This window comes from Planomonospora sp. ID82291 (assembly GCF_015711645.1).
Taxonomy (GTDB): domain Bacteria; phylum Actinomycetota; class Actinomycetes; order Streptosporangiales; family Streptosporangiaceae; genus Planomonospora.
In genome coordinates, this window is the sequence record NZ_JABTEX010000008.1 from 1 (window position 1) to 12,550 (window position 12,550).

Annotated in this window: 17 protein-coding genes and 1 pseudogene; 11 read left to right on the forward strand and 7 right to left on the reverse strand. The window is 69.8% G+C overall.

Going from position 1 to position 12,550, the window contains the following annotated elements; all coding sequences use genetic code 11:
- Positions 1 to 64: 64 nt before the first annotated feature.
- Positions 65 to 613: a hypothetical protein gene (locus tag HS045_RS31355; RefSeq protein ID WP_196455237.1), complete on the forward strand. Its 549-nt coding sequence runs from the start codon at positions 65 to 67 to the stop codon at positions 611 to 613.
- A gap of 15 nt (positions 614 to 628) precedes the next feature.
- Positions 629 to 1,147, forward strand: coding sequence for a hypothetical protein (locus HS045_RS31360; protein WP_196455238.1), 519 nt, complete (start codon positions 629 to 631; stop codon positions 1,145 to 1,147).
- 28 nt (positions 1,148 to 1,175) lie between these two features.
- On the opposite strand, the gene HS045_RS31365 is transcribed toward HS045_RS31360, so the two are convergent.
- A complete protein-coding gene (locus HS045_RS31365) occupies positions 1,176 to 1,730 on the reverse strand; it encodes a uridine kinase (protein WP_196455239.1) in 555 nt (184 codons plus the stop codon).
- Positions 1,731 to 2,225, reverse strand: a complete 495-nt coding sequence (locus tag HS045_RS31370) for a hypothetical protein (RefSeq protein ID WP_196455240.1) — start codon at positions 2,223 to 2,225, stop codon at positions 1,731 to 1,733.
- Positions 2,226 to 2,555: 330 nt separating this feature from the next.
- On the opposite strand from HS045_RS31370, the gene fxlM (HS045_RS31375) reads away from it, so the two are divergent.
- Positions 2,556 to 3,809, forward strand: coding sequence for a methyltransferase, FxLD system (gene fxlM / locus HS045_RS31375; protein WP_196455241.1), 1,254 nt, complete (start codon positions 2,556 to 2,558; stop codon positions 3,807 to 3,809).
- Between the two features lie 124 nt (positions 3,810 to 3,933).
- Here the strand turns inward: fxlM (HS045_RS31375) and HS045_RS31380 are convergent, their stop codons facing one another.
- From HS045_RS31380 to HS045_RS31395, 4 genes are all read right to left on the reverse strand, one after another.
- Complete coding sequence (locus HS045_RS31380) at positions 3,934 to 4,149, reverse strand: hypothetical protein (protein ID WP_196455242.1); 216 nt, start codon at positions 4,147 to 4,149, stop codon at positions 3,934 to 3,936.
- A gap of 357 nt (positions 4,150 to 4,506) precedes the next feature.
- Positions 4,507 to 4,986: a hypothetical protein gene (locus HS045_RS31385; RefSeq protein WP_196455243.1), complete on the reverse strand. Its 480-nt coding sequence runs from the start codon at positions 4,984 to 4,986 to the stop codon at positions 4,507 to 4,509.
- 12 nt (positions 4,987 to 4,998) lie between these two features.
- Positions 4,999 to 5,535 (reverse strand): hypothetical protein, encoded by a 537-nt coding sequence (locus HS045_RS31390; protein ID WP_196455244.1) that lies wholly within the window; start codon positions 5,533 to 5,535, stop codon positions 4,999 to 5,001.
- Positions 5,535 to 5,876: a hypothetical protein gene (locus HS045_RS31395; RefSeq protein WP_196455245.1), complete on the reverse strand. Its 342-nt coding sequence runs from the start codon at positions 5,874 to 5,876 to the stop codon at positions 5,535 to 5,537. The genes HS045_RS31390 and HS045_RS31395 overlap by 1 nt, the downstream gene beginning before the upstream one ends.
- Before the next feature lie 331 nt (positions 5,877 to 6,207).
- Here HS045_RS31395 and fxlM (HS045_RS31400) point away from each other — a divergent pair, with 331 nt between their 5' ends.
- The 5 genes from fxlM (HS045_RS31400) to HS045_RS31415 all read left to right on the forward strand — a co-directional run bounded on the left by fxlM (HS045_RS31400) (position 6,208) and on the right by HS045_RS31415 (position 8,712).
- The gene (fxlM, locus tag HS045_RS31400; protein ID WP_196455246.1) at positions 6,208 to 7,377 is read left to right on the forward strand and encodes a methyltransferase, FxLD system; all 1,170 of its coding nucleotides are present in this window, start codon (positions 6,208 to 6,210) and stop codon (positions 7,375 to 7,377) included.
- A 24-nt stretch (positions 7,378 to 7,401) separates the two neighbouring features.
- Complete coding sequence (locus tag HS045_RS35155; RefSeq protein ID WP_230885173.1) at positions 7,402 to 7,584, forward strand: hypothetical protein; 183 nt, start codon at positions 7,402 to 7,404, stop codon at positions 7,582 to 7,584.
- A gap of 11 nt (positions 7,585 to 7,595) precedes the next feature.
- Positions 7,596 to 7,784, forward strand: a complete 189-nt coding sequence (locus HS045_RS35160; protein ID WP_230885174.1) for an FxLD family lanthipeptide — start codon at positions 7,596 to 7,598, stop codon at positions 7,782 to 7,784.
- A gap of 285 nt (positions 7,785 to 8,069) precedes the next feature.
- On the forward strand, positions 8,070 to 8,252 hold the full coding sequence (locus HS045_RS31410) for a hypothetical protein (RefSeq protein WP_196455248.1): 183 nt from the start codon (positions 8,070 to 8,072) through the stop codon (positions 8,250 to 8,252).
- A 76-nt stretch (positions 8,253 to 8,328) separates the two neighbouring features.
- Complete coding sequence (locus HS045_RS31415; protein WP_196455249.1) at positions 8,329 to 8,712, forward strand: hypothetical protein; 384 nt, start codon at positions 8,329 to 8,331, stop codon at positions 8,710 to 8,712.
- Positions 8,713 to 8,746: 34 nt separating this feature from the next.
- On the opposite strand, the gene HS045_RS31420 is transcribed toward HS045_RS31415, so the two are convergent.
- Positions 8,747 to 9,808 (reverse strand): phosphotransferase, encoded by a 1,062-nt coding sequence (locus HS045_RS31420; protein WP_196455250.1) that lies wholly within the window; start codon positions 9,806 to 9,808, stop codon positions 8,747 to 8,749.
- A gap of 203 nt (positions 9,809 to 10,011) precedes the next feature.
- On the opposite strand from HS045_RS31420, the gene HS045_RS31425 reads away from it, so the two are divergent.
- The 3 genes and pseudogenes from HS045_RS31425 to HS045_RS31435 all read left to right on the forward strand — a co-directional run.
- The gene (locus HS045_RS31425) at positions 10,012 to 10,464 is read left to right on the forward strand and encodes an NUDIX hydrolase (RefSeq protein ID WP_196455251.1); all 453 of its coding nucleotides are present in this window, start codon (positions 10,012 to 10,014) and stop codon (positions 10,462 to 10,464) included.
- A gap of 3 nt (positions 10,465 to 10,467) precedes the next feature.
- Positions 10,468 to 11,505 carry a phosphotransferase gene (locus tag HS045_RS31430; RefSeq protein ID WP_196455252.1) on the forward strand — a complete coding sequence of 346 codons (1,038 nt, stop codon included), beginning with the start codon at positions 10,468 to 10,470 and terminating at the stop codon, positions 11,503 to 11,505.
- 138 nt (positions 11,506 to 11,643) lie between these two features.
- Positions 11,644 to 12,447: pseudogene (locus tag HS045_RS31435) on the forward strand (sugar nucleotide-binding protein); the annotation flags it as partial.
- Positions 12,448 to 12,550: the final 103 nt, after the last annotated feature.

Genomic DNA, 12,550 nt, shown 5'->3' on the forward strand with positions numbered 1-12,550 from the left:
GTCGCGCGTTCGCGCAACTCGTCGGGGTACTTACGGGGAGCAGCCATGATCGGCATCCTTCCGGGTGTTCGATGTCTCCATCAAACCCGGGGCGGTTCATTTCGCCCTTCAGGGGGTGGGGCGGGAGACCCGCGAGCGTGCCGGGCTGGTGCTGGAGTACCCGGGCAACGTGGAGGGCTACCAGCGGGCGACCCGGCGGGGCCTGTTGACCCGGGTGCACGGCAAGCTGGAGACCGAGACGGCGGGGACGGTGCTGGAGCGGGCCGACTCGCCGAAGCTCAACATCGGCTGGCCGCTGATCGAGGGGTCGTTCCAGATCGACGGGGCGACCTCGCGCGCCGACCTGGTGGCCCAACTGCAGCGCATCTTGGCCACGGCGACGGGGCCGAAGCAGATTTACACCTTCGACCTGGGCGTCTCCGGTGCCACCGAATGGTGGGGGTGGGAGCTCGGCAAGTGGGCGCGGGTGCTGATCACCGATCATCTGTTTCCCGCGCGGGCCGACGGTTCGGCGGGGTTGGACACCGAGATGCAGATCGTGTCCGTTCAGGTGCAGCCGGGCTCGGGCGGTGAAGGTGAGAAAGTCACCGTGCAAACGGCCGAGTTCGGTTGAGAACAAGGAGGTGGGATGGTGGCGCGATGGGATCCGCTGAGCCTGCGTGACCCGACCCTGGTGGATCACATGGGGGATGTGCGGGCACGCACCGACCGGCTGGAGGTGCAGTCGGAGAACCGGCCGTTCGACCTGGACGCCTACAGCGGCGAGTCCACGTTCACGGTGTCGACGTCGTCGGGGCTTCATTTCTCGCACCGGGCGGCGATCGCCCGGTCGGGTTCGACGATCAGCGTGCTGGTGCGGCTGGGAGCGGACGCGGGCGGGACGGTGCAAGCGCGGCTGGCGGCGGTAAGGGTGATGTCGGGCAGCCAGGTCATGACGCGGGGCCCGATCGTGGCCTACAGCCGCGGCGGTACGGCGCCGACCGGGTTCGTCCAGGACCCGAACTTCCCCGCAGACAGCGTGACGGGACTGCTGACGCTGACGCTGCCGGATGAGTGGGCCTACGGCGACATCGGCGGCATCCAGATCGAGGTGTCGGCGACCGGCGCGGACGGCCTGGTGGCGGTGTACGGCTCCTGGCAGCGCTGAGTGGAGAGCGAAGGGGAAGGTCTGCTGCTTACCGGGGAAGCTTTTCCAATAGTGAACCGACGAGCGTCTCGAGGGGTTGCGTGCCGTCGAGGTGAACGTCAGCGGTCTGGGCGGCTGGCAGGACGTGGCGCAGATAGTTGGTCCGGGCGTGCTCCAGGTAACCGTGAATGCTCGGCTGGACGTCGGTGCCTTCCTGGAGCTTGCGCAGCAGTTTCCGGGCCAGGGCCACGTCCGGCGGGGCCTCCACCCACACGGTGAGGGAGGCGCGCCTGTGGATAACTTCCAGGCTCAGCGCGAAGATTCCCTCGATGATGATCGTTTTTGCTCCGGTCAGCCGATGACGTTCGATCGTCTGCAGGATGGCGTCGACGTCCAGGGAGCGAGGGTCGCTGAAGTCCACGCTCGTTCCCCCGGTGGGGGCGGGCAGGTAGTGGTGGTCCATCTCCACCACCGGCACGTCCAGGCGATCGGCGAGACGCCAGGCGATGGTGGTCTTGCCGGAGCCGGGGAGGCCGGCGACCACCAGGAGGAAACAATCATCCGGGGCGGGCATGCCGCTTGCGGTTCCGTCGTTGTCCGGCACTCAGTTGTGCGATGCCCCCTGAAGGGGTGAGGTGCGAGGCAGCGGGACCGGCGTGGCCGGTAGGGACGCCACGGTGGTGGTTCGCCTCCCGGCCGGGGTGCGGTGTTCTTCGCGGGTCAGCACTCCCAGGGTGACCCGTTCGCCGCGGGACAGGTGATCCAGGGCCAGGCGGCGGCCGACGTAGTCGGTAATGGACGCCGCAGTGCGGATGTCGGGGTCGTTGGTCGCCCCCTTCGGGTCGTAGCTGACGTCCACCAGGTCGCGGACGATCTCGGCGAGGGGGATGCCGTGCCGCAACCCGAGGTTGATTATGGCCTGGAGGGCGTCGGTCAGTCCCGCGAGCGTCGAGCCGTGCTTGCCGACACGCACGATCACCTGGGTCAGGGTCCCGTCCTTAGACACGGCGGTGGTCAGGTAGCCCTCGGCGCCGCCGACGGCGAATCGGCGGGTGATGCCGGGCTGACCGCTGCGCCGGTTCGCGCTCGGAGCCGTCATATCCTCGGGTCCTCCTGGACGGTGATCGATTCGCACGGTGCATCATGCCCCACCGGCTCGTCGGCCGGTGGGGATTTCCCGCAGAGGACGACTATCGAGCGTCGCTCTGGCAGGGATGTCCGGTGGCGCGCGGTCATCTGCCGCCGGCGACACGACGCCATGACCAGGGTCCGGCCGGTGCGGGGATTCCACCGGCGGCGCCGCGATCAGGCGCCTGCGCACCATCGCACGTCGATGTTTCGTGAAGACGCCACGCCACGTGGCGAAAAGGGCCACGATCGCCGTGGTGGCAGCCCGCCGCCCTCGCCGACCTGCGAAGGACGTTCGTTCATGACGACACCCCGGCCGTTGAACACCGAAGTCGAATCCCGCGCCGCTGAGTTGCGCGAGGCTCTCGTCCAGCGCCTGCGCCAGCAGGGATTCGTCCGCAGCGACCGGGTCGCCGACGCCTTCACCGCGGTGAAGCGGCACTGGTTCGCGCCGGAGGGCACGCCGCTGGAGCAGGTGTACGCCGCTGATGAGACGGTGGTGATCAAACAGGACGGGGACGGGGTGATCATTTCCTCGATCAGTGCTCCGTTCATTCAGGCCCAGATGATCGAGCAGGCCGAGATCGGGCCGGGATCGAGCGTGCTGGAGATCGGCAGCGGCGGTTACAACGCCGCGCTTCTGACCGAGGTCGTCGGCGCCCAGGGTCGCGTCGTCAGCGTGGACATCGACCCGGAGGTGACCGACCGGGCCAGTGTCCTGCTGGATGCGGCCGGATACGGCAGCCGGGTGACGGTCGTGCTGGCCGACGCTGAGCACGGCGTACCCGCCTGCGAGCCGTTCGACGCGCTTGTGGTCACCGTGGGGGCGTGGGACATTCCTCCGGCGTGGCTGAAGCAACTCGCCGCCGATGGCCGGCTGGTCGTCCCGCTGCGCATGAACGGGATCACCCGCTCGATCGGGTTCCGCCGCGAGGGTGACCACCTGGTGAGCACGTCCGCGGAAGTGTGCGGGTTCGTGGCGATGCAGGGCGACGGCGAGCATTCCGACCGCATCTTCCGGCTCCCTGACGGCCGCGGCCACCATATCGGTCTGCGGTTCGACAGCGGGGCGCCGCAGGACCCGGGTCTGCTGGACGGGGTGCTGGCGACCGAGCGCACGACCGTGTGGTCCGGCGTCACGACCGAGCACGGCGTCTCGTTCGCCGACCTGCACCTGTGGTTCGCGTCCTTCCTGCCCGGCTTCTGCCAGGTCACCGCCGACGACGGCACCGACCTGGCCGGCGAGCGCGGCACCTGGTTCCCCTACGGGGTCGTACGCAAGAACGCGTTCGCCTACCTGGTGGTGCGTCCGGCGCTGGAGGGCCGCGGCGCGGAGTTCGGGGCATGTGCGTACGGGCTGCCGGCCGCCGCGCAGGAGGCGGCGGCCGCGATGGTCGAGCAGATCCAGGAGTGGGACTGCCGCGCCCGTAGCGGTCCGGCCCCCACGTTCGCTTTCTGGCCGAACGGCAGCGACCCCGCCCGGATCCCGAAGGACGCGGTCGTTCTTCCCAAGGCTCATGGCCTGGTCACGATCTCCTGGCCGGGAATGAGCTGACCGCCGCGCGCGGCCTGGACGGTGATCGATGTGCGTGCCCACCTGCCGCGGACCGGCGGGGATCGCCCACAGCCGGTGATCATCGAGCGCCGCTCTGGCAGGGGTGCCTTCGCCGATGAGGCGGTCATCTGCCGCTGGTGGTCTCGGCGGGTGGGTTCGCCGCGGCGTGAAGCGGGCGGCTGGTGAGCGTGCCCTGGTGGTTCAGGAGGGCATGGAGCTGGTTTTCAGCCGATGCCACCGCGGCCATCAGGTCGTCGTGCAGCGGCTCGGGGATCGCCTCGGTGCCGAGGCCGCAGGCGCGGGTGAGCTCGGCCAGGGCGCGGCGTTGATCAGCCGTCATCGCGGCGCAGAACCCATGCCGGTGAAGGAGTGCAAGGAGAAGTTCCGGCGCCTGAGCGATGGTTGATCATGGCAGACGACTCTGCTGGTTTATGGCCTGACCATGGTCATGTTGCGATTGGTGGGTTAGGAGAGATACGTCATGGACAACTTCTTCGCCACCGTCGAGGGCCGTTGGTCCGCCAGGCGCGCCGACTACCACTGGCACATCCTGCCGGAGGCGGCGCTGGCCGCCTCCGGGTTGCATGATCCCTACCGGGCGCTGACCCATCGAGAGGGCATCCCAGGCCGTGGCCGCTTCTCGGCCAGGCGGGGCTCCGTGCCCGCTCCTGCCCGTCGTTCGGCGCCGGGGTGTCGATCAGCGCGTGGCACCGTCAGGCCAGAAGATGCGGACCGGGAGTCCTCGGCTGCGGGCGGCGGCGACGACGTCGGCGGTGCCTCCGAAGCCGCGGGCGGGCAGTCCGTCCCAGACCGCCCACAGTTCCTCGGCGAGTTCGAGCATGCGCTCGGAGGCGGCCTGGTGAGCTTCGCTGGTGGAGTCGATGAAGTCCATCTCGTGGACCAGAGTGGCCGCGCTGAACAGCGAGTCGTAGGCGGGCCAGTGTTCGGCGGGGAGCCCGTCGCGGTACATCTGCGCGGGCACGACCACTTCCAGGTCCCCGCCCATATCCACGACGGCGCGGGCGAACAGGGTATCGGCCCCATCTGCGATGCACGACAGGCCGGTGACCTGCTGGTCACCGAGTTCAGCGAGCGCGTCGCGAATGAGGCGATCAACCTGCTGCTCGACGGCGGCCGGGAGGCCCCGGTGGCCGCTGATGGCGATACGCATGGTCATGGGCGGATTCTGTCAGCCGATCGTGGCGGTCAGCAGCCGATCATCGAAAGCGGCCACGCCGGGCAGAAGGGGGCCGGTGTAGGAGGTGCGGAAGCGCCGCGCGGCTTGGATGACGCGCTCCGAGCGGTGTCGCATCCCCATGGCCAAAGCTGCCTCTGCCAGGGCGAACGCCTCATCGAATTCGGCTTCCATCTGTTTGGTCGCGGCGATCTCCAGCATGAGTACAGCGCGTTGCTTGTCGGCTGGCTGGGTCATGCTGGAGGACTGAGCGAAGGCGGCCAATGCCTCGGCCGGGTGCGCGAGCCGTACCGCGCACAAGGCCCGATAGCCGGCCAGCTTCTCGCCCGTGAACGGAAACACCCACGGCCAGGGCGGTGCCGTCGCCCGCTCGCTCGCGGTCACCGCGTGCTCGGCTTCGGCCAGAGCGATCTGGCAGGAGCGTTCATCGCGGGCGCTGGCGTGGGCGAGGGCCTCAAGGCACGCCAGCCACGCGGCTGCGGTCGGCGGCGGCCGGGTGTCGATGGCCGTACGGGCGCGGCCGAGCAGCATCAGCGCGAGACGGGGGTCTCGTCGAGCTCGAACTGGGCCAGGCTGCCGGTCAGGTAGGCGGTCAGCAGGCCGTGTTCGGCTCGGCGTGCGGCGTCGATGCCGATCTTGTAGTAGGTGCGTGCGGTTCCTGCGTCGGCCATGTCGGCGTGCAGCCACGCGGCGAAGCCTGCCGCTTCGGCGATGGTGCCCAGCAGCCTGTCGCGCACCGGTTTGGCGTTGGCGCGGGTCAGAGCGTTGCGGGCTACACCTAGATGGGCGACCGCTCCGGGGACGAGTTCCCGCGATGGGGTGGTGGCCTCCAGTCGGCGTTGCAGGCCGGTTACGGCGGTGAGCGTGGCCACGGTGGCGTCGTCACCTTCTCGAAAGCCGAGACGAAGACGATTCAGGGGCACTCCGACTCGGCGGCATATGTCGCGGACCTGGTCCACGGTGAGCGCCCGTCCCTTGAGGACGCGCACGGGATTGATGCCGGCGTCAACCCTGGTGATGGCGACGCGCTGATGTCGGTGGGGCGCGGTCTCATCGTCTGGTGCGACCCGACCGGGTCAACCTGGTGGTGGAGCGGCGGCCTCTCTACGCCGACCTCGGGTAGAGAGGCTGGCGAATCTGCTGCACCTCGGCCTGCCCGCACCGCAGACGCCATGGCCCTGACGGTGCGATCGCCCTTCGCCGTTGGGCGTCCAGGTGCGCCAGGACGGCGTGGCGGTCGGCCTGGCCGGCCCGTCACCGGCCACCATCGACCAGTTGCCCATCACGACCGACAAGAGGGACTCCTTCGTGACTATCGACAACGACGTCCAGGATGCCGCCGTGTTGCGCGAGGCCATGACCGCCGAGGTGGCGGCCCGCTGCGCGCAGTGGGGCTTCCCGCTCTCGGAGCGGATCCAGGCCGCGTTCCTCACGGTGCCTCGGCACGTGTTCGCTCCCGCGGTGAGCCCGGAGAAGGCGTATGCGTTGGATATCGTCGAGGTCAAGCGCAGCGAGCACGGCGTGCTGGTCTCCACCATGTCCGCCCCGGACACCCAGGCCGTACAGCTCGCGCAGGCCGACATCAGGCCCGGCATGCGGATCTTGGAGATCGGAAGCGGAGGATACTCCGCTGCGCTCCTGGCGGAGCTGGTTGGCCCGACCGGTCACGTCACGACCATGGACATCGACGCCGACGTCATCCATCAGGCACGCGAGTGCCTGAACGCCGCCGGGTATGAGCGCGTGCAGGCAGCCGTCGCCGATGGCGAATACGGATGGCAGGCCGACGCCCCCTACGACCGGATCATGGTCACGGTCGGCGCGCCGGACATCCCCCCAGCGTGGCAGGACCAACTCGAACCCGATGGCCGGATCGTCGTCCCGCTGCGGATGAAGGGGATCAGCCGCTCACTGGCCCTGGAACCCGACGGGAACCGCCTCGTCGCCGTCTCGGCTGCGGTCTCCGGCTTCGTCTGGATGCGGGGCGACGGCGCCAACGACGGCCACCTGTGGCTGCTGGCCGGAAAGAAGGTCGGGCTGCGCATCGATGACGGCACCCTGGAGCAGCCCAACGCCCTGGATGGCGTCCTGGCGGGCGAGCCCGTCGCGGCCTGGTCCGGCGTGACCGTGGGCCGGTCGGAGCCGTTCCCGGACCTGGCGCTGTGGATGGCCAGCACCCTGCCCGGCTTCGGCCACCTGCACGTGGACGCCAGTCAGGCCGGTCCCGACATCGCGGTCGAGCCGGGTGGCCGCCAGTTCCCGTTCGCCGCGGTCAACGACGACGGCGACTCCATCGCCTACCTGTCGATCCGCCCGGCCGCAGAGGGCTTCGTGGAGATGGGTGCGCACGGCTATGGGCCTCACGCATCCTAGATCGCCGAGGCCATCGTGGCCCAGGTGCGGGTGTGGGACCGCGACTACCGCAACGGCCCCAGCCCGGACTTCGCCGTATGGCCGCTCGGCACACCCGAGAAGGACCTTCCCGAGAACGCGATGGTCATCCGCAAACGCCACTCGCTGATCACAATCTCCTGGCCCGACATCTCTGCCCGGAGGCAGGTTGCACCACCCACCCCGTGAAGGAGGAAGCCTTGTCCATCGACACCATCCAGACCCCCCTCGGGCCGTCCACCGGCGAGATCCCTGAGGAGGAGTTCGAACTCGACATGCGCGTGATCGAGGCGAGCATGCCGATGCCCATCCTGGCGTGCTCAACCGACGACGGCTGCAACCCCTCGTGCTCCAGCTCCTGCGCCATCGCCATGGCCGACCCGTTCTGACGCGGTCGACGGCGCGGTGACCCCCGGCTGCCGGCGCCTGGTCCCTGACAGGCGCCGGCGACCGGCCCGCCGGCAAAGAGACCGACGTGATGATCGAGCGGTATCTCGCCAGCAGGCCCGCGCCGCCGGGGCACGCGGTCTTTCAGGCCCGCCTGGGTCTGGCCGTCGTCGATCTCGCCTCCCTTACCGCCCCCGCCACGACCGGCCCGGTCTGCGCTCGCCTCCTCAGCGACGCCATGGCCGCGGCAGACGGGTACGTCGCACGAGAACTCCAGGTGCACAGCGATGCTCACCGGCACCGAGAAACAGGCGCTCGAAGCGGCCGTGCAGGCCGCCGGGCTCGGACTCGGCGCCATCCCCGCCCCGCTGATGGCCGACCTCCTCACCGCCGCGCACACCAGCGAGATAGCACTCGAGCGGGCCCTGCGTCCATCCGCGCCGGCCGTGACCGGACACGCCCCGCCGTAGCAGCCGACAGCGTCGACGATGTCCTCCTCCTCGTGGTGGAAAGGGAGATCGACGTGCGGCGTCAAGGACGTGGTTGGTGAAGATGGCGCTTGAACCGGACTCGGGACTGGTGCCGCAGCATGCCCAGCCGGTCCATCCCTCACCGGGCAGGCTCCCCCTGGCCGAGGTCGCGTTCGCGGCGCTCGTCCCGGACGGACAGGCGATCATCGCCGGGACGATGCCATCCGGCAGCCAGATCAGCGTCCCCGCGGCGCTCCTGCGCCACGGCCGAAGCATGACCGGGTCGCCGATGAGCGCAGTCCGCTCCCTTCACGACATCCCCGCCCACATGCGGATGGTCGTCGCCGGCCAGCTGATCGCCGACGAGCTGGCCACCGCGCGGTGGCCGCTGGAGAAGGTCAACGACGCGTTCGAGCACGCCGGTGCCCGGCGCAGCGTCCGCACGATGATCGAGTTCTGAGTCGGCCGTGCCGTAAGGGGGCTGGCCGCTGAGGTCAGGCCCCTGCGGCGAACGCCTGCTCGACTTCCCCGCGGCGATCGGTCCACCAGGTCAAAAGCCGCTCGCTGGGCTCCATCAGCGAGTCAGGGCCGTGATCATCACGGTCGTAGTGGAACTCCAAAATCCAGTAGTCGGACATGCGTTTCCACCACAACCGGTCCACCGCGTCCACGAGATCAGCACGAGAGACCGGCATCACGGTGCGGTAACCGGTCACGAACGCGGCGACGCGCTCGAGGTCGAACTGGCCCCGCTCACCGCCGAACTGGACCTGCGCGGTCCGTGCGATCTCCTCGCCGAGCGGTTTGACCGCGATGCGGTCCCAATCCAGCACCGCGGTGACCTTCCCGTCGCGGCGCAGGATGTTGCGGTACTGCAGGTCGCCGTGCGTCCAGCCGAACGGTCCGGGAGTCTGGCCTTCGGCCGGCGGGCAGGCGCGGTGCTTGTCGATGAGGACCTTGCGTTCCTCCAGCAGGTGCCGGGCAAGGATGTCGAACTCGCTCGGCTCGGCGATCGCGTCGATCACGCCCAAGAGCCGGTCGGCCTTATCGATGGCCTGGCCCGGGCTGGTCACCTTCACATGAGGCCGGGTCTGCGCCCGGGGCAGAGGGACGCGGTCCTGATCGCCTAAAACCTGGTGGATGGTGGCGACCAGCGCCCCGAGGTCGGCGACCTCGGTGAGCGGCAGGTCGGTCCCTTCGACGTGGGCGCCCTGCTCCCACGGTGAGACCAGATAGTTGCGCGAGTCGATCTCCAGCACCGTGCCGCCGTCGCGGGTGTTCACCGGGGCGCGGACCGGCAACCCGGCGGACGCCAGCGCGTTCAGCACTTCCGCGTTGCGGCGCACGATCTCAACAGGGACGTCACACAGGAGCTTGAGCGCGTACACCCCCGTGGACGTGGCGATCCGCCAGTTGCGGTTCATGAGTCCTTCGGCGAGAAAGGCGGTGTCCTGAACCTCTCCCAGACCGAACTCCTCCCCGATCCGCCTCAAGTCCCCCGCGTACGGCCCCTCAGGGAAAGCACCTTGCACCTCTGAAGTCCCATCGGTGATCACGGCACCGACGGTAGTGAGCTCAGCCCGAGCCCGCACACGAAACACATGAGAGGCGACAGAACAGACACGGCCCATCCATGACCAGCTCCGCTCGGAGCGGATCGACGTACCCTCTGCTCATGCTCCGTTGACGAGGTTGAGGCATCCCATCAGGAGCACGACCGACAATGTGCACGCTTCCCCCAGCGCTGTGAGGAGATCTTGTGATCCGTCATTTCACCGCCTCGGCCGTCGTCCTCGACGGTGATCGCGTCCTCCTGCTCGACAGCGCCAAGGGGCCCGGATGGATCTATCCCGGAGGGCATCTGGAGCCGGGGGAAGATCCCGCCCAAGCCGTGGTGCGGGAGGTGCGCGAAGAAGCCGGGCTCGAGATCGAGCTCCTGGCCGAGCAGCGCTTCGCCCACCCGGCGGTCGGTGTCATCCCGACACCGTTTGCGATCTTGGATGTTGCCGTTCAGGACGCCAGGATCGGCCCGCACCGGCACCTTGACGCCGTCTACGCCGCCCGGCCCCGCTCCGGCGAGGTCGTCCTCAACGCCGAGGCCCGCGGCTATCGGTGGGTGCCGCTCGACGACGTCGCCGACTTGCCCATGCCGGAGGAACTACCGGACCTGATCGCCGCCGCGGCCCGCTACGCCGCCGCCCTGTCCCGCTGAGCCGTGACGAACGTACAACCGCCGCCCGCCGGACGCGCCGACGCCGCCCTGCCCGTGGCGGAGCTCTGCGAGCGCTTCGGCCTCGGGACGGCCCGGCGCCTGGTCCCGATCACCACGGGGCTGATGAACCGCAACTGGCACCTGGAGACCGCAGCCGGGAGCGTCGCCGTCAAGGAGATCACCGACGCCGACGCCGGGCAGACCGTCTTCCAGCACCGCGTCACCGCGGCGCTGGCCGATGCCGGGCTCCCGGTCCCCCGCCCGCGGCGCACCGCCGACGGGCGCAGCGTGCTGGCCCTCGATGGACGGCTGTTTTCCGTCGTGGCATGGGTGGACGGCCAGCACCTGCCCAGCCGGGCCTGGAGCCGGGGGCAGTGCCAGGATGCCGGGGTTCTGCTGGGCCGCAGCCACAGAGCCCTGGCCGTGATCCTGCCCGACGGGCTCGGCCCGGTCCGCCACCGGCTCCCCCAGGTCGCCGACGCCCAGGCCGACATCGACCGCTACCAGGCCCTGATCGGTGACCTCAGGCCGGGTGACGCCTTCGACCGGCTCGCCTGCGCCCAGCTCGATGCCCGGCGCGCGCTGCTGGAGCGCCTCGGGCATCTGCGGCCCGATGACAACGCCGACCTGGAGCCGGCCGGATACGTCCACGGCGACTTCCATGATCTGAACCTGCTGTGGGACGACGGCGGGCAGGTGGTGGCGGTCGTGGACTGGGACCGCCTCGGGCGCCGCGCTTATGCCTATGAGCTGGCGCGCGCGGCCATACTGATGTTCGCCGCGCCATCCGGCGTCCTGGATACGGCGCGGGTGGCGGCCTTCGCCGCCGCCTACCGGACGGCCGTCACCATCACCGACGAGCAGGTTCTGAGCGCGGTGCGCAGCCTGTGGTGGGACCAGATGGGTGACCTATGGCATCTGCGGCGGCACTACCTGCGCTCCGACTCCTCATGTGATCACCTACTGGCCCCCTCCGGCGCCCTGCTGAAGTGGTGGAGCCACCACCTCGATCGGGTGGAGCAGGCCTTCACCACCCACTGATCGGCACCCTCTCACCGGGCCGCCCGCAGATGGCCGTCTCGGCAGCCGTCCCCCGGGGCACGCCGCGGCACGTCCCCAGCGCGCACGCCACGCTGCGGCGGCCTCCGGCGTCCATGCGAAACGCCCCTCGGCGGCGAACTCGCCCGGCAGTGCCTGATGGCCGGGCATGAGGTGGCCGCGACCTGCCTGACCCGGCCGGGACAGACCGCAGGCGTTGAGTGGTTGCCGCTCGATGTGCGCCGGCGAGAGGACGTCGGCGCGCTGATCGGCGCATTCCGGCCAGAGGCGGTCATCAACGTCGCGTACCGAAAGGCGGACTGGACGACCACAGCGATCGGAGCCGCGAACGTGGCTCTGGCCACCGCCACGGCGGGTGCGCGCCTGGTCCACGTGTCCAGCGACGCGGTCTTCTCCGGTGCCGCGATCCGCTATGACGAGGCATGTCTCCCCGACCCGACCATCCCATACGGCGCGGCCAAGGCCGCCGCCGAGACCGCGGTGACCGCGATCGCGCCGACCGCAGTGACAGCCCGGACATCCCTGATCATCGGCGATGGTGGTTCCCCTCACGAGGCGCTGGTGCACTCCCTCGCCACCGGCGAGGCGAGAGGAACGCTGTTCACCGACGACATGCGATGCCCGGTGCACGTCGCCGATCTCGCTACGGCGCTCCTCGAACTCGCCGCCTCCGAGCATCACGGCATCCACCACGTCGCCGGAGCCGACGCGGTGAGCCGGTACGAGCTGGGGCTGCTCATCGCCCGACGCGACGGACTCAATGCGGACCAGCTGCCGTCGGGCCGGCGGGCGGACACCGGCGTGCTCGGCCCGATCGACGTGCGCCTGGAGTACGACATGACCCAGAGGCGGCTGCGGACCAGGCTGCGCGGCGCGCGGCAGTTCCTGGGAGAACGCCATCGTACCGACCGGGACGCTGGATAGGGCGCGGGTAACGGCCTTCACCGAGCGCCGATCAAGCCCCCACCGTCGGGCTTCCCGCGACGCCGCCTCACCACCTCAGCCCGTCTCCGGCGTCCGCACCCGA